Here is a 22,847-nt window from a genome sequence, read left to right as displayed (position 1 = left end):
TAATAGCCTTATGAAAAAAATGTATATCGCACTTTTTGCAGTACTGTTTGCCCTTCCATTGTGTGCGCAAGAAACCTCTCAAAAAGAAGAAAAAAACAAAAAAGAAGACGTGTATGTTTGGTGTGAGATGCCAAGACAAAAAGGGAAATGGTATAAATTGGAGAAACCAACACCTAAAGTTGTGACGGATTTTCAAGAGAAATTAATCTATCTCGAAATTTTAAATCCGTACGATATTGTAGAAAAAGGAAAGCTAGATCGTGCTACGAGCGATGCCATTTTGAAAATGGAAAAAATAAAAGGTGTTACCTATGACAGTCAGGAATTGGTCGGTTTTACACAAGGAATGAAAAACAGACTCAATTTAATGTATCACACTGCAAAGCGCGCTGCGGAAGCAAAAGAAAAGCAATAATATATGTTGTTGCAAACCAACATTCCGTTTGTAAAAGAACCACACAACCCAATAAACTACGAATCCAATATATGTTTATTGGGTTCTTGTTTTTCGGAACATATAGGTGAGAAGTTGTCGTACTTTAAATTTAAAACGTTTCAAAATCCGTTGGGAATCTTATTTCACCCTAAAGCGATCGAAAATGTCATTCTGAAAGCAATCAACCATGAAGTGTTTACAAAAGCTGATATTTTCTATGTAAACGAACGTTGGCATTGTTTTGAAGCACATTCTGAATTGAGTCACGCAGACAAAAATATATTGTTGCACAATTTAAATACCGTTGTAGCGGAAACGTACAAATATATCCTCACTGCTTCACACATCATTATTACTTTAGGAACTGCGTGGACGTATCGTCATATTGAAACGGATATGCGTGTCGCGAATTGCCACAAAGTCCCGCAAAAACAATTTTTAAAAGAACTTTTAACGGTAGATGAGGTTTCAGAAAGTGTTGAAAATTGTGTGGTATTGCTCAAAAGCATCAATCCGAAAATAACTGTACTTTTTACAGTTTCGCCTGTGCGACACATAAAAGATGGTTTTGTGGAAAATCAACGGAGCAAAGCACATTTACTAACGGGAATTCATCAACATATATCCAAACGACATTTGGTGCATTACTTTCCTTCCTATGAATTGATGATGGACGAATTGCGCGATTATCGTTTTTACGCGGACGACATGATTCATCCTAACAAAATTGCTATTGATTACATTTGGGAGAAATTTCAGCACGCTTGGATTTCGCACGAAAGTGAACAAACGATGAAAACAGTGGATACTATTCAAAAAGGATTGGCGCACAAACCGTTCAACCCTGAATCGACACAACACCAACAATTTTTAGCACATCTTCACGCTAAAATTGAAAAACTGCAACAACAGTTTCCTTTTATGAAATTTTAACAATTTTATTGTAACTTCTTAATTTATAGTTAAGTAAGGGAATACCGTAAATGACTATTTTTTAGTTAAATTATTTTTATGATGAAAAAGAAACTAAAAAATTAAAGTTATGAAAAAACAGAATTTAAAAAATTTGCAACTAAGAAAAAAATCAATTTCTAACTTGCGCAATTTCTCTGTAAAAGGTGGAAATCCATACGACAGTAGACTTATTTGTCCAGGACCAGACACAGAAGGTTCAGATTGTCAAACTGCTGGAAACACTTGTAATACTAAATTTACAGATTGTTTATGTTAAATTGATTGACAATACACATACTGTAGTTCGCTAAATTTCAAAAAACACTTTGCATATTTACAACTGCTGTAGTGCTAAATTAAAAAGGTCGGAAGTCATTCTGACCTTTGCTGTTTGGTATAATTCTGACCTAAGCGTAGCTAACAATCTAGGCATTTGAATTCACCAAATCCACACCATCACGAATCAATTGTGTCGTTTCTGGGCGTTCTGTTTGAATGGTTTGTAAACGGAGTAAAATAGCGCGTTGTAACTCCGGTTGATCAATGGTCAATTCATACAATTCAATCAACAACAGCCAATCTTTGGGATGCTTTTTAGTGAGTTTTTTGAAAATACTTTTCAATGAAGTTGTCATGTCTTTTCCAGTTCTCACATCTCGAACTTGTGCGTACAATTGCTCCAAAGCTTCATCATCTTTCGATTTCGGAACTTTCACCGTTAAGGTTTCCGATTTAAAATGCAACATATCAAACGAACGGTAATCGGCAGCACCCGCAAAGGCGGACACAATGTTTTTCCCCAACGCCAAATCAAACGTACCATATTCAGGTTGAAACAATATGCGATCTCCGTAGGTAACCGTGCAATCGGTAAACTGAATCAAAATCAACTTTCCATAGATATTTCGAATTCCTGTAACGTTTAAGCCATCGACTTTAATGCCGCTTTCATATTCAAAAGAAATACGTTCGCCATCGTAAAAATTATACGCTTTCAAATCGCGTGGACTCATATCTTCAATCGCTAAATTAATGCCTTTCAATTTGCCTAAAGGCGAACTAAAACCATGCGCATGCATCGTCACACCATGACCAATCAACTCTTTCTCACGATTGGACAATGCCGTTGGACCTTCCGTTCTAAAAAAGACGACTTCATTATCTTCATTCTTGATCATTTCCGTGAAAACACCAGAAACTTGCAAACCTGTGCTCAACTCAATTGTTCCAATCTTCTTTGAGGCTATTAATTTTCGCAACCCACGAAAACCACCTTTTCGCAATGCCATGGTTTCCGCAAACTCTTCCAACACTTGCATCAAGTATGAAAAATCGGGTGTTACATACAATTGCGGTTGTGGTTTGGTAATGTCAAACTCTTGATATGCAGCATCAACCGAATACGGAATCTTTTTCACTTCATCAGACATGCACCATTTGCTTTCCCCGATAGACGATAACAAACCTGCGCCATAGATTTTCGGATTTTCTACATCGCCAATCAAACCATATTCAACCGTCCACCAATGTAAATTTCGAATCATTGCCATTTCCGACAATTCTACTTTCTTGGCTTGCAATTCGTTCACGCGTTCTTCGGCAGCTTCAAGTATTGTTTCTGACGTATCTGGTGCTTCTTTCAAAATAGATAATTTTCGAACCGCTTCATACATGTCATTATCATGTGCAGACAAAATAGCTTTCGCACCAATTTCACCAAAACGACGTAAATATTCTGCATAATCTGGATTGGCAATAATAGGTGCGTGCCCAGCCGCTTCGTGAATAATATCGGGAGCAGGTGTATATGAAATATGTTCCAACTGACGAATATCACTGGCAATGACCAACACTTTATATGCTTGAAACTCCATAAATGCGTTTGGCGGAATAAAACCATCAACAGCAACAGCTGCCCAACCAATCTCTTTCAAAATACGGTTCATGCCATACATGCTTGGAATTTCATCAATGGAAATTCCCGTTTTCTGCAAACCATCCAAATAGGATTCGTGTGCTACTGAACTCAAATACGAAACACTCTTTCGCATCACATAGCGCCAAACAGCTTGATTAATAGGTGTATACTCCTCATAATTTTGCGGTTTCATATACTGTTGTAAATGCGGAGGAAGTCTCTCTAAAAGCGGGTTGGTTTCAATATTCTCGTTCATGAGGCAAGTTTTCACAAAGCTATTAAATCATAAAATAGCAAAGCAATAAAATATAAAAATTCAACGTAATTTATAAAATATGTATCTTGATACACAAAAAAAGAGTTCATGACGAAGAAACCAATAACGCGAAAAGAAGAAATCGTACAAACAGCCGAAATCTTATTCAAAAAGAAAGGCTATAGTGCAGTGACCATGCGTGATATTGCCCAAGCAATGGGCATCAAAGCAGCAAGTTTGTACAATCATATTCAATCCAAACAACAAATTCTTTCCGAAATTATTATCAAAATCGGAGAAGATTTTACAGAAGGAATGGCAGAAATTGTGAATGCAGAACTCAGCAGCATTGAAAAACTCGAAAAAATCATCGGGTTGCATGTTAAAATTACCATGAAAAATCCTTCCAGAATGGCAACAATGAACAATGATTGGATGCATTTAGAAGAAAAAATTGACTACTACTTACAACTGCGAAGAAACTATGAAGAAAGCTTCCGACAAATCTTAAAACAAGGCATCGAAAAACAAGAACTAAAAGCAGTAAACCCAGAAATCATCTTATTTTCTATACTTTCCACACTGCGCTCACTCTACTTGTGGATTCCAAAAAAAGAAGAAATTCGCCAAGAGGATTTACTTCATGCACTCGGTAAAGTATTGCTTACTGGAATAGCAAAGTAAAAAGAAACTACACTTTAACACTAAAAGAAATAGCGAAAACCCATAATTTAATAAGTTTTTACTTACTTATATTTGCAATGCAAATTTTTTAAATCTACCGTAATGAAAAAAAAACCTACCAGTGATTTGAGATTTAAAAAATACAGTATCTCAAATCTGAATGCTATTGTTGCTGGCGGACCGCCACCACCGCCAGGAAGTAACTCATGTATACAAGAACAAACCTGTTTAACCTGCGAAGGGCATTCCTGTAATCAACAAACATGTGACCGGACATGTACGTAGAGTACTAGACTAATACCAATTTACACATAAAATGATGTATAATTGGTATAAATACAGAAAAGAGCGCAATTTGCGCTCTTTTTATTAAATAATTATAAGGTGAAACGGGTATAAACTCTTGATTGATACTATTTAACAAAAAATTAGTTGTAAGTCAAACTAACAATTGTTAGTTTTGTAAAAAACAACTAACTATTGCATGGCAAAGTTTCATGAAATTAAAGTCGCGGAAGTATACAAAGAAACTTCAGACTGTACCGTAATCACATTCGACATTCCTGAGAATCTTCAGGAAGAATTCCATTATACGCAAGGACAATACCTAACACTCCGAAAAATGATCAATGATGAAGATGTGCGCAGATCGTATTCCTTATGTTCAAGTCCTGTGGATAGCGAATGGAAAGTAGCGGTAAAGCAAATTCCAGGCGGAAAATTTTCTACCTATGCCAACACAGAATTAAAAGCAGGCGACACACTCGAATTAATGGCGCCAGCAGGTCGGTTTTTCGTAGAAGTTGATCCAAAAGGGAAGAAAAATTACATTGCTTTTGCCGCAGGAAGCGGAATTACACCGATGCTCTCCATCATCAAAACACATTTAGAATTAGAGCCAGAAAGTACATTCAAGCTTTTTTACTTGAATCGCACGGTAAAATCTATTATCTTTAAAGAAGAGATAGAACAGCTGAAAAACAAATACTTAGAGCGTTTCAACGTCTTCTATTTCTTAACAAAAGAGCAACGAGATATTGAATTTTTAAACGGACGTTTCACACCAGAAAAAATTCAACTGCTCACCAACATGTTCATTGATATTAAGGACACAGCCGATTGTTTTATTTGTGGTCCAGAAGAAATGATCTTTCTCATCAGAGACGAATTGGAAGCTGCGGGATTGCCAAAAGAAAACATTCATTACGAACTGTTCTTTTCAGGAGATAAAAAAGAATCAAACGCACACATTGCAGAAATATTAGAACAAAAAGTTGATGGAACGGATGTCACGATCATTGATGGCGGAAAAGAGCTCCATTTCATCATGGAAAACGAATACGATAACATTCTTGATGGCGCATTAGCCGCTGGAGCCGATTTGCCATTTGCTTGTAAAGGCGGCGTTTGTAGTACTTGTAAATGTAGAGTCGTGGAAGGTTCGGTTGAAATGAAAGTCAACTATGCATTAATAGAAGAAGAACTTGCGAGCGGATTGGTACTTTCGTGTCAAGCTGTTCCAACCACAGAAAAAGTCGTAGTCGATTTTGACGTGTAGATAAATAATTTGAGCGTTCCCACAAAAGTTCACTTCGAGTGCCTCAGTGAACTTTTGTGGTCGGGCTTTCGGCTATATCTTTTTTAGATATCGTTATTGCGAGACAAAGTTTTAATTTGTTGTGGCAATCTGCCAAAAAGAAGCAGATTACTTCGTCGCTTACTCCTCGTAATGACGTAACAAAGAAAAAAGGATGCCGCCTCAATCCCTAACGCGAAAACAAAGCTCGTTGAGACACTCGAAGCGAGCGAGTAACAAAAAAGAAAAAGAATAGTAATCCAATGGTATATACAGAACGATTACAAAAACAACATTAAAATTCAGAACTATGAGTGAAGCACAATTAAAAAACTTAGGAGCAGAGCGTAGTCGAAGCTTAGAGGAAATCTTTGAGCAGCGCATTGCAAATGACCAAAAAATAGAACCAAAAGACTGGATGCCTGAAAAATATAGGAAAACACATATCAGACAAATATCGCAACATGCACACTCTGAAATCGTTGGAATGTTGCCAGAAGGTAACTGGATTACCAGAGCGCCTTCATTGCGAAGAAAAGTAGCTTTACTAGCCAAAGTGCAAGACGAAGCTGGTCACGGATTATATTTATACAGCGCATGCGAAACCTTAGGCATCTCTCGTAACGAACTCTACGAGCAATTACATTCTGGAAAAGCAAAATACTCAAGTATCTTCAACTATCCAACGGTAACTTGGGCAGACATGGGAGCTATTGGTTGGTTGGTAGATGGAGCCGCCATCATCAATCAAGTACCATTATGTAACACTTCATACGGACCGTATGCAAGAGCGATGATTCGTGTATGTAAAGAAGAAAGTTTTCACCAACGTCAAGGGTTCGAAATCATGATGACACTTTGCAATGGAACAGAAGTGCAAAAGCAAATGGCACAAGACGCACTAAACCGTTGGTGGTGGCCATCATTAATGATGTTAGGTCCAACAGATGCTGAATCGGTTCACACGGCACAATCCATGAAATGGAAACTCAAGCGTAAAACGAATGACGAATTACGTCAACAATTCATCGACCAAACGGTTCCACAAGCAGACATCTTAGGATTAACAGTTCCTGATCCAGACTTAAAATGGAATGAAGAAACAGGTCATTACGATTTTGGAGAAATTGACTGGGATGAATTTTGGCAAGTAGTCAAAGGACACGGACCGTGCAACAAAGAACGTATGAATGCGAGAGTAGGTGCATGGGAAGAAGGAACGTGGGTTCGCGATGCAGCAATGGCGTATGCAGAAAAGCAACAAATTAAAAAAGAAAATTCAGCGAAAGCTGTATAAAAAACTATTGAAAAGGTAGTATAGATAGTAATCTCAATTCTACAATCTCAATACTCAATACTATAAAAATGGAAAAAAATTGGCCTCTTTGGGAAATATTCGTCAGAAGTAAAAACGGATTGGAACACAGACACTTTGGAAGTCTTCACGCCGCTGATGCAGAAATGGCATTAGAAAATGCAAGAGATGTATACACGCGTAGAAGCGAAGGTGTAAGCATTTGGGTAGTGGAATCCAAAAATATCACAGCATCCAATCCCGAAAACAACGGAGAATTATTTGAACCTGCACAAGACAAAGTCTATCGTCATCCAACGTTTTATACGTTGCCGGATGAGATTAAGCATATGTGACACAAAGTGCCATTCCCGCGAAGGCGGGAATCTGTAATTCGTACACTGAGCGGAGTCGAAGTGTACTATGAAGTTTAATAATAAAAAGATTCTCGTTTTCACGGGAAATAAATATGAAAACAACCCTATACAATTACATTCTCGAACTAGCAGATAATTGCTTAATCGCAGGGCAGCGTTTGGGAGAATTATGTGGTCACGGACCAAGTTTGGAAACCGATATTGCGTGTACTAACATCTCTTTGGATTTATTTGGACAAACACGTAGTTATTTCCAATACGCAGCAGATATCAAAGGTGAAGGCGCTACAGAAGACAGCATTGCATTCCTACGTTACGAACGTGAATACAAAAACGTATTATTAGTAGAACAGCCAAATCGTGATTTTGCATATACAGTAGCAAGACAATATTTATTTGATGTCTTTCACTTGCTATTGTTAGAGAAATTACAATTCAGTCAAGACATGACGTTAAGTGCCATTGCAAAAAAATCAATCAAAGAAGTATCGTATCACGTACGTTTCACTGGCGATTGGATCAAACGTTTAGGTGATGGAACTGAAGAAAGTTATGCGAAAATGCAAGCCGCTATTGACGGACTTTGGACGTACACCAACGAATTATTTGAAGTTACTGAAGATGCAAAAGTATTAGCAGAAGAAGGAATTGCTATAGACGTATCTACACTTAAAGATGCGTATTACGAAAAAGTAACATCATTACTAGAAGAAGCAACACTTACTGTTCCGGAAAGTAACTATTTTCAAAAAGGCGGAAAAGCAGGAATTCATACAGAACATATGGGATACTTACTCGCAGACATGCAATATATGCAAAGAGCGTATCCAAACATGAAATGGTAGAGAAGCTTTCGTCTGTCATTCCTGCGTGGTTGCTGAGTTTATGGAAGTGAAGGCAGGAATCCAAATAAACTAAAAAGCAAGAATAAAAACCAAACACTTAAAACCCAAAACCGAAAAATCAATAGATGCTCGCAACCAATCAACATATAGACGAGGAACTCATTCCCATCTTAGAGAAAGTATCGGATCCTGAAATTCCTGTACTTTCTATCATGGATATGGGCGTGGTACGTTCGGCTACATTGATCAATGGAATTGTAGAAGTTAGTATCACACCAACGTATTCTGGCTGTCCCGCAATGGATGTGATCGGTGATGATATTGCCAAAGCACTAAAAGAAAACGGATATGAATCCAACGTAAAACTAATTTTAGTGCCAGCATGGACAACCGATTGGATTACCGAACGCGGACGCAAAGCATTACGTGAATATGGAATTGCGCCACCATTAAATCCTGATGCAGACAAAGAAGCATTGTTAGGTGATAAACGCATTGTAAAATGTACCAACTGTAATTCAACCAATACAAAACTAGTCAGTCAATTTGGTTCTACAGCTTGCAAAGCATTATTCAAATGTGAAGACTGCTTAGAACCTTTTGACTATTTTAAATGCCTTAAATAAACAATAAACCGCAAAATTTTAAATAGTAAATGTAAATCTGATACTTTATTATGAACTAGACTTTTACATTTAGACTTTATTATTTTATATTTTACATTACTTATGAGTGACCAATCAATCAAAATAACCATTCAAAATAACGTAGCGTACATTACGCTCAATCGTCCTGAAGTATTCAATAGTTTCAATCGTGAAATGGCATTGCGTTTACAAGATACACTAGATCAATGCGAACAAAATGACGAAGTGCGCGCAATCGTATTAACGGGAGAAGGAAAAGCATTTTGCGCAGGACAAGACTTAAAAGAAGTTACACATCCAGAACTCAACCCGGGATTCAAAAAAATACTAGAAGAACACTACAATCCTATCATTCAGCGAATTCGAAACATTGAAAAACCAATTATTGGAGCAATAAACGGTGTGGCAGCTGGAGCTGGAGCAAACATTGCGCTGGCATGTGACATTGTAGTAGCACATGAAAAAGTGAGTTTCATTCAAGCATTTAGTAAAATCGGACTCATTCCAGACAGCGCAGGAACATTCTTCTTACCACGACTCATCGGATTCCAAAAAGCATCCGCCTTAATGATGTTAGGTGACAAAATTGGCGCAGTAGAAGCAGAACGCTTAGGAATGTTATACAAAATATTGCCGCTAGAAACGTTCAAAGACGATGTAACCGCTTTGGCGGAAAAACTCGCAAAAATGCCCACAAAAGCTCTTGGGTTAACTAAAAAAGTACTGAATCAATCATTAAGTAACGATTTAGAATCACAACTTGCGTTAGAATCAAAACATCAAATAGAAGCGAGCGAATCAGAAGACTACCGCGAAGGTGTTGCTTCATTTGTTGAAAAACGTCTACCTAATTTTAAAGGGAAATAAAATATCAAACCGCAAAATCTAAAAGTTTAAATAGTAAATGTAAAAGGTGAATATATAGACATTTAACATTTATAATTTAACATTTATAATTTATGATTAAAAACGTAGGAATAATAGGCTCAGGAACCATGGGAAGTGGAATTGCACAAGTCGCATCAACCGCAGGATGCATGGTCAAACTATACGACACCAAACAAACCGCTTTAGACAAAAGTAAAGCCGCTTTAGAAAAAATACTAAATCGTCTCATTCAAAAAGGACGTATTGACGAAGCTGAAAAAGAACGTATTCAAGAAAACATTTCCTATGTCAATACACTCAAAGAGTTGGGAGATTCTGATATAACCATTGAAGCCATTGTTGAAAATCTAGACATCAAACAAAAAGTATTTTCAGAACTAGAAACCTATCTTTCTGAAGAAGCAATCATTGCTTCCAATACGTCGTCATTGTCTATTGCCTCTATCGCTTCAGCATTGCAAAAGCCTGAACGCTGCATCGGAATTCACTTCTTCAATCCAGCACCATTAATGAAACTAGTTGAGGTGATTCCTGCCATTCAAACCTCAAAAGAAGTAGTAGACAAAGCAACTAAAACCATTGCCGATTGGAAAAAAGTAGTTGCTGTAGCAAAAGACACCCCAGGATTCATTGTAAACAGAGTGGCACGACCTTTTTACGGAGAATCTTTACGAATCTATGAAGAAGGAATTGCAGACTTTGAAACCATTGACAATGCTTTAAAAACACTCGGTAAATTCCGTATGGGACCTTTTGAACTCATGGATTTCATAGGAAACGACGTAAACTACACCGTAACCGAAACCGTATTTACAGCATTCTATTTTGACTCAAGATACAAACCATCATTCACTCAAAAACGCTTATCAGAAGCAGGATATCTCGGAAGAAAAACAGGAAAAGGCTATTACGACTACGATGAAAACGGAAAACGTATCACGTTGAGCGCTGACATTGAGCGGAGTCGAAATGCAGAATCTCATAATAGTGAATTATCACAACAAATATTCAACCGCGTTTTAGTCATGCTCATCAACGAAGCAGCAGACGCTTTATTCTTAAATATCGCTTCCGCAGAAGACATAGACAACGCCATGACTAAAGGAGTAAACTATCCAAAAGGACTATTAGCTTGGGCAGATGAAAAAGGAATCGATTGGTGTGTGCAAACTTTAGATGCTTTATACGACGAATACCATGAAGATCGTTATCGTTGTTCTTCATTGCTTAGGAAAATGCTAAGAAATGGGAAGACTTTTTTTTAATGGAAAAGCTTTTAAATGTACAAATAGAAGATAAGTTTAAAGTAGCAAAAGGACTTGTATTAACAGGAATTATTGATGTAAAATATTATGGAGAATTAGAAACTGGAAATTATATAGAATTTGAAATTGAAGGTGAAACGTTGATCAGAAAAGTTATTGCTGTTGATTACTTTACTCTTCCAATGTCTACTGGTTATATTGAAATAAAAACTAGAAATGTAGGATTGCTAATTGAATGTGATAATGAAGATGAATTAAATAAAATATTAGAGACAAAATCAATAAGACAGACAACAACAATTTATAACAATAAAAAATAAAATGTAAGATGACTATAATTTAAAATTTAGCATTCAACATTTATAATTCAAAACATGCAAGGAGAAAAAATACCCCACAAAATGCTCAGTCTCGATCCATTCAGTACATGGCTCGGAATTGAAATTTTAGAATGTGAAATAGGAAGATGTAAAGTTGGGTTAACGGTCAAAAAAGACATGCTCAACAGTATGGGTAAAGCACATGGCGGCATCAGTTATTCGTTGGCAGACACAGCATTTGGTTTTGCTGCAAACACACATGGAAAATATGCGGTTTCTATTGAAACGTCGATCAATCATATAGAAGCGCTAGAAGAAGGAGATTATATAGTAGCAGAATCAGTCATAGAAAAAGTAAAAAACAAACTCGGTTTCAACATCATCGAAGTCAAACGTGGCGACGAACTCATTGCATTATTCAAAGGCGTTGTGTATCGAACTCAAAAAGATTGGACATAAACTCTAAATGTAAAATTTAAAATAAAAAATGTAAAAGTGGAAAAAAAGAAACAATATGACTTACAAAAACGTTTGGTGAAATTTTCAGCAAATGTTATCGTCAATTCTTCTGCTTTAAAAAAAGAATATGCATCTGAGCATTTAATAAAACAATTGATTCGTTCGTCAACTTCAGCAGCGTTAAACTATGGAGAAGCTCAATCGGCTGAGTCAAAGAGAGATTTCATTCATAAAATGAAAATATGTCTAAAAGAATTACGAGAATCTCAAGTGAATATGGAAATTATGGTAGAAGCAAACTTAGTAAATAACAAGATTGAGTTTGAAAAAAATCAAAAAGAGTGCAGCGAATTAGTAGCTATCTTTACAACAAGTATAAAAACATCAAACAAAAACTAATATATAAATAAGAAAACACTAAATAGGATTTAATAATCCAAACGACACTTTAACATTTTATATTTAGAGTTTTACATTTTACATTAAACAAGAAACAAAGAGCAAAAATTTTAAATAGAAGCAATACCAACCACTTTTATATTTAAAATTTAGCATTTAAAATTTAGCATTTCAAGCATGGAATCATACATCATAGACGGAGTCAGAACTCCCATAGGAAAATTCAAAGGATCATTGGCAACCACACGTGTAGACGATTTAGGCGCATTGGTCATCAAAGAAGTGACGGATCGCAATCCAAACATTCCAAAAGACGCGTATGACGATGTCATCATCGGTTGTGCCAATCAAGCAGGTGAAGACAATCGGAATGTAGCACGCATGTCGTCACTATTAGCAGGATTGCCACACACAGTTCCTGGCGAAACAGTCAACAGATTGTGTAGTTCTGGACTCTCTGCCATCATTCACGCAAATCGCGCGATCAAAGCTGGTGACGGCGATCTATTCATTGCAGGCGGCGTGGAAAACATGACACGCGGACCGTACGCAATTGCAAAACCATCTAGCGCTTTCGGAACCGATGCTAAAATGTACGACACAAGTTTTGGATGGCGATTCATCAATCCAAAAATGCACGCTGCGTATGGTACGGACGGAATGGGCGTCACAGCAGAAAATCTCGTAGAAAAATACAACATCTCACGCGAAGATCAAGATGCATTTGCGTACAGAAGTCAAATGAAAGCAACCAAAGCGCAAACATCTGGACGCTTAGCCAAAGAAATTGTCGCTGTGGAAATCCCACAACGTAAAAAAGATCCGATCATTTTCAATCAAGATGAATTCATAAAACCAACCACAACACCAGAAATCTTAGCCAAACTAAGAGCTGCATTCAAAAAAGAAGGTGGAAGCGTTACCGCAGGAAATGCTTCTGGACTCAACGACGGCGCGGCTGCAACGATCATTGCTTCCGAAGCGGCTGTCAAAAGATACAATCTCAAACCGATGGCGCGCATCGTGAGTTCGGCGGTTGTAGGTGTGGAACCGCGTATCATGGGAATTGGCCCTGTAAATGCGTCCAACAAAGCACTTGAAAAAGCGGGATTAACCATGAACGATATGGACATTATAGAACTCAATGAAGCCTTTGCAGCACAAAGTTTAGCTTGCATTCGCGCATGGGGATTGGCAGACGACGACGCGCGAATCAATCCAAATGGTGGCGCTATTGCGATCGGACATCCACTCGGCGTTACAGGAACGCGTATTGCGTATTCTGCGGCATTGCAATTGCAGGAAACGGGCAAGCGTTATGCGCTCATCACCATGTGTATCGGTGTCGGACAAGGCTATGCAGCCATCATTGAAAATGTAAATAGGTAAAATAATTTGGGCGTTCCCCCAAAAGTTCACTGAGGCACTCGAAGTGAACTTTTGCGGTCGCGCTTTCGGCTATATCTTTTTTAAAATTCGGTCATTGTGAGACAAATTTGTAAATTGTTTTGGCAATCTGCTCAAAGCAAAAAAGGATGCCGCCTCAATCGCTAACGCGGAACTTCCAACGAAAATTGGAAACTAGAATTGAGAGTTTAGTATTGCGTATTGAGAAGTTTCAAAGTGCAATTCGAGTCAATTTAAAATAAACGAATCAACAAAAAAAAACAAGAGCGTAGCGACCAACACACAACCAAAAACCGACAACCAACAACAAAAAACAACAAAATGATTCTACAAAGCTATATCAACGGACAATGGACGCAAGGAACAGGAGAAGGTTCTCCAATGTTTGATGCCGTCACAGGAGAAACCATTGGGTTTGCAACTACGGAAGGACTCGATATTCCGTCAGCCTTGCAATACGGAAGAACCAAAGGCGGTGAAAAACTTCGTAAAATGACCTTTCAAGAGCGTGGAAACATGCTCAAAAAACTAGCGTTATATCTCAACAAACGAAAAGAACAATTCTACGAAATCAGTTACAAAACAGGTGCCACACGTGTAGACAGTTGGATCGATATCGAAGGCGGATTCGGAAACCTGTTTGCGAATGCTTCGTTACGAAAACTCTTTCCAAATCAACCCTTTCACGTAGAAGGCGACCCAATCGATCTTTCTCGTGGTGGACGATTCATGGCACATCACATTCTCGTGCCAAAACGCGGAGTAGCCGTGCATATCAACGCCTTCAACTTCCCAGTTTGGGGAATGCTAGAAAAATGTGCCGTCAATTGGATGGCAGGAATGGCTGCAGTCGTATTACCAGCACCACAAACAGCATACCTTACTGAAGCCGTAGTAAGAATCATTGTAGATTCCGGAATCTTGCCAGAAGGTGCATTGCAGTTATTGAGCGGAATGACAAAATCTATCTTAGACACGGTTGAATCGCAAGATGTGGTAACCTTTACAGGTTCTGCGCATACAGGTCGCATCTTAAAAGCACATCCGCGACTCACACAAGAAGCAGTTCCATTCACCATGGAAGCCGATTCCTTAAACTGTTCTGTCTTAGGAGAAGATGCCGTGCCAGGAACACCAGAATTTGAGCTATTCATCAAAGAAGTTCGAAAAGAAATGACCGTAAAAACAGGTCAAAAATGTACCGCAATTCGAAGAATCATCGTTCCAGGAAATCTAGTGGAAGATGTACAAATCGCGCTTGGAAAACAATTGAGTAAAGTAACCATTGGCGATCCAAGACTGAAAGAGGTTCGCATGGGCGCATTGATCAACAAAACGCAAGTACAAACGGTAAAAGATCAAGTGTCTAAACTAGCCCAAACTGCCGATATCGTCTACGGAACTTTAGATACGATTGATGCTGTGGGTGCTGATGGCGAAAAAGGTGCATTCCTCAGTCCCATCTTACTCAGAGAAAACAATCCATTCAAAAACACAGCAGTCCATGAAATTGAAGCTTTCGGACCTGTAAGTACGATCATGCCCTACAAAAACATGGACGAAGCTATCGAATTGGCTCAAATGGGGAAAGGCTCACTAGTATCTTCCATCTTCACAAATGACGATAAAAAAGCCAAAGAATATGTAGTGGGAGCAGCGTCGCATCACGGAAGAATCTTAGTAGGAAATCGCGATATGGCAAAACAAAGTACAGGTCACGGTTCACCCTTACCTTTATTGGTGCATGGAGGTCCAGGACGTGCTGGCGGCGGCGAAGAAATGGGAGGAATACGAGGCATTAAACATTACATGCAACGTTGTGCCATTCAAGGTTCACCAACTACACTTACGGAAGTCACAGGAATCTATCAGGCAAATGCCAACTATAAAGAAACTGACAAACATCCATTCGCATACCACTGGGAAGATATCGAAGCAGGAATGTCGCTCAAAACACACAAACGCACCATTACAGATACCGATATTATCAACTTTGGGAATTTGACTTGGGATCATTTTTACGCACATACAGACATTACTTCGTTAGATGGAAGTATTTTTGAAAAGCGAACGGCGCACGGATACTTTATCATTTCTGCAGCAGCAGGATTATTTGTCTATCCAAACAAAGGTCCAGTAGCGGCAAATTACGGATTGGAAGAATGTCGTTTCTTACGTCCAATTTACCACAATGATACGGTATATGTACGATTGACCTGTAAAGAAAAAATAGATCGTGATTCACGCGGAAAAGAATTGCCAAGCGGCATCGTAAAATGGTTTGTTGAGGTGTTTGATCAAGAAGATGAATTGGTTGCGATTGCGACGATTTTGACAATGGTTCAAAAGAAAAATCCATTCAAAACGATCAACAAAAAGACGGTTCAAAACTATCTAAGCAAACTTACAGAAGACACAAAACCCGCTTGGGGAACTATGTCGCCGCAGCAAATGGTAGAACATTTAGAATATTCGTTACGAGTTGCTTCTGGGGAAATCCAAGATTTTGACATCGAAACACCTGAAAAGATTTTGGAGAAAGTACAGGAAACCTTGTACAATCACACTCCAATGCCAAAAAACTACGATGCACCAAAGTTGCTAGAAAAAGTGATGTCGCAAGCACGTTACGAACATCTGGCGGAAGCCAAAACAAAATTACTAGAAGCCTACGACGAATTTGAAGCTTATTTCAAAGAAAATCCAGAAGCAACAACGAAAAATGCAGTCTTCGGGCATTTGGATAAATTTGAATGGAGTTTGATGAATACGAAGCACTTCTGTCACCATTTTGAACAATTTGGACTTTTATAGTAACTAGTACTGAGCTTTGAGAATTGAGTAGTGAGAAATTTTGAAACATCATTACGAGAAAGTATGACGAAGTAATCTGCCAAAATCATAGAACGAATAGCCTATGAAATAAACAGATTGCCACGAATTTTTAAAATTCTCGCAAAGACGTATCATAAAAAAGTAAAAAAATCAACAAAAGTAGCGAGTCTCAATACCAACGGCTCACTACTAATACCTAAGAATATGACAGATCCATATGTAAAACAAAACATAGAAAACGGTGTCGCTACCATCGAATTTTTTCATCCAGCACACAACTCGTTGCCAGGTGATATTTTAGCCAAATTAGCACAAACGATTACAGATGCAGGAACGAATGATGATATCAAAGTTATTGTGCTCAAAAGTGGACGTGATAGAACGTTCTGTGCAGGTGCAAGCTTTAAAGAACTGATCAATATCAACGATGCAGAAACAGGAAGAATCTTCTTTTCAGGATTTGCAAACGTTATCAATGCGATGCGCAAATGTCCAAAATTCATCATTGGTCGTGTACAAGGAAAAACCGTTGGCGGCGGAGTAGGATTGGCTTCTGCGGTAGATTATTGCATGGCTTCAAAATTTGCATCGATCAAATTAAGTGAACTCAATGTCGGAATCGGACCGTTTGTGGTTGGGCCAGCCGTAGAACGTAAATTAGGGTTGAGTGGCATGTCGCAAATAGCCATTGATGCCAACAGTTTTTACGATGCAGAATGGGCAAGAAGCAAAGGATTGTACATGAATGTCTACAACTCTAACGAAGAACTCGATGAGGCTGTAACCGCTTTTGCCAATCATTTATGTACCTACAATCCAGAAGCGATGGCGGAAATGAAAAAAGCATTTTGGAAAGGCACTGAAGACTGGGATACCTTACTAGCAGAACGCGCGGCAATCTCTGGGCGTTTAGTACTTTCTGACTTTACGAAGGAGACGTTGAAGCGTTTTGCGTAGTTTTTAGATTCTGTGATACGTCTTTGAGGAACAATCTGTTAGTAGTGGACTAAAATCTGTATTTGAAACAAGCAGATTGCCACGAATTTTTCCTAAAACCTTAACGACGCATCATAGATTACAAAACACTTAAATTGATGTTTTGTTGCTGAATTATATTTTGAATAATCAACACTTCGACAAGCTTAGCGCAGGCAAACAAACAAAAAACAAATTCACAAAAGAGCAAGAGCAAAGCACTCAAAATGTTAAGTACGGTATTCCCGTAATTCATGATCATAAAATATTACTAATTTGAGGATAGTATTAATTTATTAAAGAGAAAACTCATGAAAAAAAAGAATCTTAAAAATTTAGCATTAAACAGAAAAACGATTTCTAACCTAAAAACATCTCAAAGTTTTGGAGGAAACGCACCTATTTCAGTGCAATGTCCACTATCACTTTTTGCTCCTACTACTTGTTTGGTAACTGTAGAATGTTATCAAACGGATAATTGTATACCCGTGACCAAAGAAGAATGTAATAGTATATTTATTGATTGTATCACACAAACAGAAACTCCAACCTGTAGAGATTGTGCATAATGCTAATTTTACAGTAGAATTGGTATAATATATAGCTATCACATATATGAAAAATAAGCGAACTTCGGTTCGCTTATTTTTTTGTCAAAAACAAACGTTAAAATATACCTGTAAATAGTTGGTAATAATTTTATTTTCAGTGAATTATATAAAAATGAATACTTTTTTTATCCGCTTTTAACAAAATCTTCTCAAGACTGTGTTTTTAGTGTGGGAAAAACCGTAAACACCTTAAAAATAAGGACATAGCGAAAGCGTGTTTTTGGACTTGATACGACTTTGGTTTCGGCGAAACGTCATAAAAACCCGTTGAAATGTACTAAAGGGTAGATCAATGAAAAGATATATTTTATAACTTCACAAAGATTAATAGCCCAGATTAACAAACCCCTAAATCTAAAGTCTATGAGAGGAAAACTACCATTGACTCTTATTCTATTTTGCTTAATTTCTGTGAATTTACAAGCACAGTGTCCTGGAATAAGTTCAAATGCATGTACCACAGCTGCGCCAACAGTAATTGGAAGTAGTATTACATGTACGCCACCATCAACCCAAGGAGGAAGACGAAACTTCAGAGTCACCAATATGATTGCTGGAGCAACTTACAGAATTTCTAACTGTGGTTCTGGTTTTGATACGCAAATGACCATCAGAGATGCTGCGGGGAATTTCGTAGCATTCAATGACGATAACGGTCCCGCTTGTAATGGAACAGCAGCTTCTATAGATTTTGTGCCAGCAACTACAGGGGATTACAGAATCCACTTAAATAGATACAACTTTGCAACTACCAATGCGTTAAATGGAGATATCGTAGTCACTTTACTTTCCAACGGAGCTTCTGCACCAACAAATGATAATTGCGCAAATGCTATACCACTTACCGTAAATGGACCTACATGTACTACAAGTACCACAGCTACGACTTTATATGCAACACAAAGTATTGGAGCAATTAGCTGTAATGGCTTTTCAGGAAATGCAGATGATGATGTATGGTTTAGTTTTGTGGCAACTGCCACAGATCTCGATATTACGGTAACTCCAGGGACACTTTCAGATGCAGTTATTGATTTACGATCAGGTGCGTGTAATGGTACCAATATTGATTGTGCAGATGCTTCAACTGGTAGTAGCACGGAGAGAATAAGTGCAACTGGATTAACCATTGGAAATACGTATTATGTCCGCGTATACAGCTATGGCGGATTTGGTGATGGAACATTTGATATTTGTATAACGACACCTTCACTAATCAACTGTCAACCAACGACAGATACGCCAAGTCGCATGTACATTGAAGAAGTATCTTTTTTAGGAACACTTGAAGATGTTACCAATACTGCTTCAGGTTTCAGTACAGGATACCAAGATCATACAGGCTTGTCAACATTAGCAAGACAAGTAGAAGGTGAAGGAATTAATGTATTTGTAGAAGCACCATTTAGATGTACATGGAAAGCTTGGGTCGATTGGAATCAAGACGATATATTTGATGAAGCCACGGAAGAAGTATACAATTCCAACTTCATTTCAACAACCACAACTACGTTTGGTTTTGTAATTCCGTTAGGAACTGCTGCTGGCGATTACAAAATACGGATACGAAACTATACAGGATATGATTACTCAATAGGAAATTATAACAATTCGTATGATTTTAACCCATGTGAAAACTTTGTCAATACAGGATTTACAATTGATCAGTTTGGAGAAGCAGAAGATTATCTCTTTACGGTTGAGCCGTTCTGTGATGCGCTCATTGATACGATTACAGAAGGGGAAACTTGTGGAACAGGAACGGTAGATTTATCAGTAACCGCATCTTTTAGTGGTTTTAAACGATTTAGATGGTACGATGCAGAAACTGGTGGAACGATGTTAGCAGAAACAAACAACGGAAACTGGACAACACCTTCTATTTCAACGACCACAACGTATTATGTAACCGCATACAACGGAACTTGTGAATCGTGGGTGCGCGAGCCAATTGTTGCTAAATTCAATCCAGTACCAACCGTAAATATTACACCGGATATCAATAACAGGGTAGTTTGTGGTGAAAATGACATGCTCGAAATTTCGGTTTCTGGTGACGTGGAAGATGTGTTCTTAATTGATGAAGACTTTGAATCTGGTACTTTGGGAGATTTTACAAATGTTTTTATTGTGGACAATGGCGCCACCATAAATGCTAAAACAGCTTGGCAAGCCCAAACCAGTACGTTTGTTCCAGCGGAACAAGTGTGGTTTCCAGCAATTTCTTCAGGATTTGGAAGTGACCAATTCGTAATTTGTAATTCCGATGTAGGAGCTGACGGCTCGGGTACTTCCTATACAACACACAATGCACTGCAATCTACTACTTCGTATGATACCACCAATTTTGTCAATCTTTCGTTAAGTTTCGATTGTTACTACTCACATTATCTAGAAGATGGAAACGGAGCAACAAACGATTACTTTACCGTAGAAGTATCTACCGACGGAACCAATTGGACAGCAGTAACTGCCGATATTGTTGCCGATGTAGGAATAGGAACCAGATTTGACAATCTATCGTATGATTTATCAGCATATATCAATGAACCAACGGTAAGTATTCGTATTCGATTTTTTGGTATTTGGGTTGATGGAATGGCTGTAGACAACATACAACTATTTGGCGATAAAGATGTCACTGCGGTAGATTGGACAACTACTCCTTCTGGCATCATTGATCTATACATTGATACAGACAATGATAACATCGGAGATACACCTTATGTTTCTGGAAGTTATGAAACTGTGTATGCAATGCCAACCTTAGCACAGCTTGAAGAAGCAGATTACTCATTCACCATTGACGCGAATCTAGCGAATGGTTGTGGTGCTGTAAGTTCAAACTTTAATGTGACGAATAAAACCCGAATATTTGATAGTACAGTTGATGCATGGGGAAATGCTGCCAACTGGGCGCAAAATGTAGTGCCAACATCTGACGATTGTGTGATCATCAAAGATAATGGTCTTACTGTAGATACGAGAGCTTCAGGAATTGGACTCGCCAAAAATATCACTGTAAAAAATGGAGCTTATTTGGAAATGGCAACAGGTTCTTCAATCACAGTTACAGACTGGATCAATGTTGAAGCTGGAGGAACGTTTCATGTAAGAAATGGAGCAAATTTAATACAAGTTACAGATGTAACCTCCAACAACAATACAGGAGAAATAAACATGGATCGTACGCCTTCAAGCGTCAATCCGTTTGACTATATATATTGGTCTTCCGCAGTAGAAGGTTTTGATGTAGCAGATGTTTCTCCAGGAACGCAACCATTTTATATCTACCAATGGCAACCCACTGTAAGTGGAAATGGCGTTGGAGGTTATGGAGAATGGCAAAGTGCTTCAGGAAACATGGGCATCGGAAATGGATACATCATACAAGGTATTTCGGGAACAAGTGTTGCCAACACAGCAGAATTTGTGGGACGACCAAACAATGGAATCATCAATACCACAGTAACCAGAGGAACCTACACAGGAGCCGATTATCCAGGTGGTGGAAGCACAATTGCAACTGCATTAGACGACAATTGGAATCTAGTCGGAAACCCATATCCTTCCGCCATATCAGCAGATGCTTTCATTGCGGCAAATGCTTCTGTCATTACCGATGATACCAATCCTTCAACCATTACAGGAACCGTATACTTATGGAGGCATCTAAGTTCGCCAAGTGATGCCTATGATGATCCTTTCTATTCAGGATATGCGTATAACTATAATGAAGACGATTACATTCAGTACAACAGTACAGGATCAAACCCAGCAGGATTTAATGGAAATATTGCATCCGGACAAGCCTTTTTTGTCTTAATGGATGATGCTGCACCAACAACATCTACGATTCAGTTCAACAACTCTATGCGTGGCGTGGCATACACCAATGATCAATTTTACAGATCAGATGATGAAGTAGCAGTGCAATTTGAAAATAGCAGCGAAACTTCAACTTCAACGACAAATACGATTGAAAAAAACAGAATTTGGTTAGACATCATTTCGCCAAACAACACAGCTTCGTCTACCTTAATTGGATACATTACAGGAGCTTCTGACGCACATGATCGTTTATTTGACGGAAACAATTTCAGTGCTGCAGCAACAAACATTTACTCGCTCATTGGTAACGAACAAATGTCCATTCAAGGAAGATCGGTACCTTTCAATGATACTGATCAAGTGCCGCTCGGTGTAAAAATTGCGCAAAGTGGAAATTACACCATTGCTATCAATGCGGTAGACGGACTTTTTGAAAATACAAATCAAGAAATCTACCTAGAAGATACCTATACAAATACGGAACACAATTTGCGACTTACGCCGTACACTTTCTATTCAGAAAATGGCGAATTTGAGGATCGTTTCATCCTAAAATATGTAGCTGTAAGCAATACTACTTTAGGTGTTGACGAATTCAATACAAATACTGGAATTGTCATCACAACAGGCGAAAATCAAATAAAAGTACATGCATACAATAGTCAAATAGAAGAAATAACGATACATAACATTCTTGGAAAGCGTTTAATACATCGAAGCAATATCAGAACCGAAGTATATGACATTACCAATCTAAAACCAACAAACAGTACACTCATTGTAAAAGTTGTATTAGAAAATGGGAAACAAAAAATTCAAAAAGTCATCTATTAAAAGTATGAACGCTCCAAAAAAATCCTCTTCATAACA

General features: G+C 38.1%; 20 protein-coding genes. 19 read left to right on the top strand and 1 reads right to left on the bottom strand.

Going from position 1 to position 22,847, the window contains the following annotated elements; all coding sequences use genetic code 11:
* The first annotated feature begins 10 nt into the window (after nucleotides 1–10).
* From KORDIASMS9_RS01420 to KORDIASMS9_RS01410, 3 genes are all read left to right on the top strand, one after another.
* The gene (locus KORDIASMS9_RS01420) at nucleotides 11–415 is read left to right on the top strand and encodes a hypothetical protein (RefSeq protein WP_114901133.1); all 405 of its coding nucleotides are present in this window, start codon (nucleotides 11–13) and stop codon (nucleotides 413–415) included.
* Between the two features lie 3 nt (nucleotides 416–418).
* Nucleotides 419–1,369, top strand: coding sequence for a GSCFA domain-containing protein (locus tag KORDIASMS9_RS01415; RefSeq protein ID WP_114901132.1), 951 nt, complete (start codon nucleotides 419–421; stop codon nucleotides 1,367–1,369).
* 109 nt (nucleotides 1,370–1,478) lie between these two features.
* Nucleotides 1,479–1,667 (top strand): hypothetical protein, encoded by a 189-nt coding sequence (locus tag KORDIASMS9_RS01410; RefSeq protein WP_114901131.1) that lies wholly within the window; start codon nucleotides 1,479–1,481, stop codon nucleotides 1,665–1,667.
* 148 nt (nucleotides 1,668–1,815) lie between these two features.
* Here KORDIASMS9_RS01410 and KORDIASMS9_RS01405 read toward each other — a convergent pair whose 3' ends face one another.
* Nucleotides 1,816–3,564 carry an aromatic amino acid hydroxylase gene (locus tag KORDIASMS9_RS01405; RefSeq protein WP_114901130.1) on the bottom strand — a complete coding sequence of 583 codons (1,749 nt, stop codon included), beginning with the start codon at nucleotides 3,562–3,564 and terminating at the stop codon, nucleotides 1,816–1,818.
* Between the two features lie 108 nt (nucleotides 3,565–3,672).
* Here KORDIASMS9_RS01405 and KORDIASMS9_RS01400 point away from each other — a divergent pair, with 108 nt between their 5' ends.
* The 16 genes from KORDIASMS9_RS01400 to KORDIASMS9_RS01325 all read left to right on the top strand — a co-directional run bounded on the left by KORDIASMS9_RS01400 (nucleotide 3,673) and on the right by KORDIASMS9_RS01325 (nucleotide 22,811).
* A complete protein-coding gene (locus KORDIASMS9_RS01400) occupies nucleotides 3,673–4,248 on the top strand; it encodes a TetR/AcrR family transcriptional regulator (protein ID WP_114901129.1) in 576 nt (191 codons plus the stop codon).
* Nucleotides 4,249–4,732: 484 nt separating this feature from the next.
* Nucleotides 4,733–5,806 (top strand): 1,2-phenylacetyl-CoA epoxidase subunit PaaE, encoded by a 1,074-nt coding sequence (paaE, locus tag KORDIASMS9_RS01395; protein WP_114901128.1) that lies wholly within the window; start codon nucleotides 4,733–4,735, stop codon nucleotides 5,804–5,806.
* A 328-nt stretch (nucleotides 5,807–6,134) separates the two neighbouring features.
* Nucleotides 6,135–7,121, top strand: coding sequence for a 1,2-phenylacetyl-CoA epoxidase subunit PaaA (gene paaA, locus KORDIASMS9_RS01390; protein WP_114901127.1), 987 nt, complete (start codon nucleotides 6,135–6,137; stop codon nucleotides 7,119–7,121).
* Between the two features lie 68 nt (nucleotides 7,122–7,189).
* Nucleotides 7,190–7,474 carry a 1,2-phenylacetyl-CoA epoxidase subunit PaaB gene (paaB, locus tag KORDIASMS9_RS01385; protein ID WP_114901126.1) on the top strand — a complete coding sequence of 95 codons (285 nt, stop codon included), beginning with the start codon at nucleotides 7,190–7,192 and terminating at the stop codon, nucleotides 7,472–7,474.
* A 113-nt stretch (nucleotides 7,475–7,587) separates the two neighbouring features.
* Nucleotides 7,588–8,340 (top strand): 1,2-phenylacetyl-CoA epoxidase subunit PaaC, encoded by a 753-nt coding sequence (gene paaC / locus KORDIASMS9_RS01380; protein WP_114901125.1) that lies wholly within the window; start codon nucleotides 7,588–7,590, stop codon nucleotides 8,338–8,340.
* A 125-nt stretch (nucleotides 8,341–8,465) separates the two neighbouring features.
* Nucleotides 8,466–8,966, top strand: coding sequence for a 1,2-phenylacetyl-CoA epoxidase subunit PaaD (paaD, locus tag KORDIASMS9_RS01375; protein WP_114901124.1), 501 nt, complete (start codon nucleotides 8,466–8,468; stop codon nucleotides 8,964–8,966).
* Between the two features lie 102 nt (nucleotides 8,967–9,068).
* A complete protein-coding gene (locus tag KORDIASMS9_RS01370; protein ID WP_114901123.1) occupies nucleotides 9,069–9,854 on the top strand; it encodes an enoyl-CoA hydratase-related protein in 786 nt (261 codons plus the stop codon).
* A gap of 92 nt (nucleotides 9,855–9,946) precedes the next feature.
* Nucleotides 9,947–11,140 carry a 3-hydroxyacyl-CoA dehydrogenase NAD-binding domain-containing protein gene (locus tag KORDIASMS9_RS01365; RefSeq protein ID WP_114901122.1) on the top strand — a complete coding sequence of 398 codons (1,194 nt, stop codon included), beginning with the start codon at nucleotides 9,947–9,949 and terminating at the stop codon, nucleotides 11,138–11,140.
* The gene (locus KORDIASMS9_RS01360) at nucleotides 11,140–11,460 is read left to right on the top strand and encodes a hypothetical protein (RefSeq protein WP_114901121.1); all 321 of its coding nucleotides are present in this window, start codon (nucleotides 11,140–11,142) and stop codon (nucleotides 11,458–11,460) included. Before KORDIASMS9_RS01365 ends, KORDIASMS9_RS01360 begins: the two co-directional genes overlap by 1 nt.
* 54 nt (nucleotides 11,461–11,514) lie before the next feature.
* Complete coding sequence (locus KORDIASMS9_RS01355; RefSeq protein WP_114901120.1) at nucleotides 11,515–11,919, top strand: PaaI family thioesterase; 405 nt, start codon at nucleotides 11,515–11,517, stop codon at nucleotides 11,917–11,919.
* Between the two features lie 36 nt (nucleotides 11,920–11,955).
* On the top strand, nucleotides 11,956–12,318 hold the full coding sequence (locus KORDIASMS9_RS01350) for a four helix bundle protein (RefSeq protein WP_114901119.1): 363 nt from the start codon (nucleotides 11,956–11,958) through the stop codon (nucleotides 12,316–12,318).
* 177 nt (nucleotides 12,319–12,495) lie between these two features.
* Nucleotides 12,496–13,707: a 3-oxoadipyl-CoA thiolase gene (gene pcaF, locus KORDIASMS9_RS01345; RefSeq protein ID WP_114901118.1), complete on the top strand. Its 1,212-nt coding sequence runs from the start codon at nucleotides 12,496–12,498 to the stop codon at nucleotides 13,705–13,707.
* A gap of 339 nt (nucleotides 13,708–14,046) precedes the next feature.
* Nucleotides 14,047–16,539 carry a phenylacetic acid degradation bifunctional protein PaaZ gene (gene paaZ / locus KORDIASMS9_RS01340; protein ID WP_114901117.1) on the top strand — a complete coding sequence of 831 codons (2,493 nt, stop codon included), beginning with the start codon at nucleotides 14,047–14,049 and terminating at the stop codon, nucleotides 16,537–16,539.
* A 225-nt stretch (nucleotides 16,540–16,764) separates the two neighbouring features.
* Nucleotides 16,765–17,517, top strand: a complete 753-nt coding sequence (locus tag KORDIASMS9_RS01335) for an enoyl-CoA hydratase/isomerase family protein (RefSeq protein ID WP_114901116.1) — start codon at nucleotides 16,765–16,767, stop codon at nucleotides 17,515–17,517.
* 329 nt (nucleotides 17,518–17,846) lie between these two features.
* The gene (locus tag KORDIASMS9_RS01330) at nucleotides 17,847–18,104 is read left to right on the top strand and encodes a hypothetical protein (RefSeq protein WP_114901115.1); all 258 of its coding nucleotides are present in this window, start codon (nucleotides 17,847–17,849) and stop codon (nucleotides 18,102–18,104) included.
* A 405-nt stretch (nucleotides 18,105–18,509) separates the two neighbouring features.
* Complete coding sequence (locus KORDIASMS9_RS01325; protein ID WP_162819713.1) at nucleotides 18,510–22,811, top strand: GEVED domain-containing protein; 4,302 nt, start codon at nucleotides 18,510–18,512, stop codon at nucleotides 22,809–22,811.
* Nucleotides 22,812–22,847: the final 36 nt, after the last annotated feature.

Source organism: Kordia sp. SMS9 (genome assembly GCF_003352465.1).
Lineage (GTDB): Bacteria > Bacteroidota > Bacteroidia > Flavobacteriales > Flavobacteriaceae > Kordia.
Note: the sequence above shows the minus strand (reverse complement) of the source record. Positions and strands in the feature narration are given on the sequence as shown.

What these genes read in the sequence shown, in the direction of transcription:
- KORDIASMS9_RS01420 (WP_114901133.1), top strand. Translation starts at nt 11, where the DNA reads ATGAAAAAAATGTATATCGCACTTTTTGCAGTACTGTTTGCCCTTCCA.
- KORDIASMS9_RS01415 (WP_114901132.1), top strand. Translation starts at nt 419, where the DNA reads ATGTTGTTGCAAACCAACATTCCGTTTGTAAAAGAACCACACAACCCA.
- KORDIASMS9_RS01410 (WP_114901131.1), top strand. Translation starts at nt 1,479, where the DNA reads ATGAAAAAACAGAATTTAAAAAATTTGCAACTAAGAAAAAAATCAATT.
- KORDIASMS9_RS01405 (WP_114901130.1), bottom strand. Translation starts at nt 3,564, where the DNA reads ATGAACGAGAATATTGAAACCAACCCGCTTTTAGAGAGACTTCCTCCG.
- KORDIASMS9_RS01400 (WP_114901129.1), top strand. Translation starts at nt 3,673, where the DNA reads ATGACGAAGAAACCAATAACGCGAAAAGAAGAAATCGTACAAACAGCC.
- paaE (WP_114901128.1), top strand. Translation starts at nt 4,733, where the DNA reads ATGGCAAAGTTTCATGAAATTAAAGTCGCGGAAGTATACAAAGAAACT.
- paaA (WP_114901127.1), top strand. Translation starts at nt 6,135, where the DNA reads ATGAGTGAAGCACAATTAAAAAACTTAGGAGCAGAGCGTAGTCGAAGC.
- paaB (WP_114901126.1), top strand. Translation starts at nt 7,190, where the DNA reads ATGGAAAAAAATTGGCCTCTTTGGGAAATATTCGTCAGAAGTAAAAAC.
- paaC (WP_114901125.1), top strand. Translation starts at nt 7,588, where the DNA reads ATGAAAACAACCCTATACAATTACATTCTCGAACTAGCAGATAATTGC.
- paaD (WP_114901124.1), top strand. Translation starts at nt 8,466, where the DNA reads ATGCTCGCAACCAATCAACATATAGACGAGGAACTCATTCCCATCTTA.
- KORDIASMS9_RS01370 (WP_114901123.1), top strand. Translation starts at nt 9,069, where the DNA reads ATGAGTGACCAATCAATCAAAATAACCATTCAAAATAACGTAGCGTAC.
- KORDIASMS9_RS01365 (WP_114901122.1), top strand. Translation starts at nt 9,947, where the DNA reads ATGATTAAAAACGTAGGAATAATAGGCTCAGGAACCATGGGAAGTGGA.
- KORDIASMS9_RS01360 (WP_114901121.1), top strand. Translation starts at nt 11,140, where the DNA reads ATGGAAAAGCTTTTAAATGTACAAATAGAAGATAAGTTTAAAGTAGCA.
- KORDIASMS9_RS01355 (WP_114901120.1), top strand. Translation starts at nt 11,515, where the DNA reads ATGCAAGGAGAAAAAATACCCCACAAAATGCTCAGTCTCGATCCATTC.
- pcaF (WP_114901118.1), top strand. Translation starts at nt 12,496, where the DNA reads ATGGAATCATACATCATAGACGGAGTCAGAACTCCCATAGGAAAATTC.
- paaZ (WP_114901117.1), top strand. Translation starts at nt 14,047, where the DNA reads ATGATTCTACAAAGCTATATCAACGGACAATGGACGCAAGGAACAGGA.
- KORDIASMS9_RS01335 (WP_114901116.1), top strand. Translation starts at nt 16,765, where the DNA reads ATGACAGATCCATATGTAAAACAAAACATAGAAAACGGTGTCGCTACC.
- KORDIASMS9_RS01330 (WP_114901115.1), top strand. Translation starts at nt 17,847, where the DNA reads ATGAAAAAAAAGAATCTTAAAAATTTAGCATTAAACAGAAAAACGATT.
- KORDIASMS9_RS01325 (WP_162819713.1), top strand. Translation starts at nt 18,510, where the DNA reads ATGAGAGGAAAACTACCATTGACTCTTATTCTATTTTGCTTAATTTCT.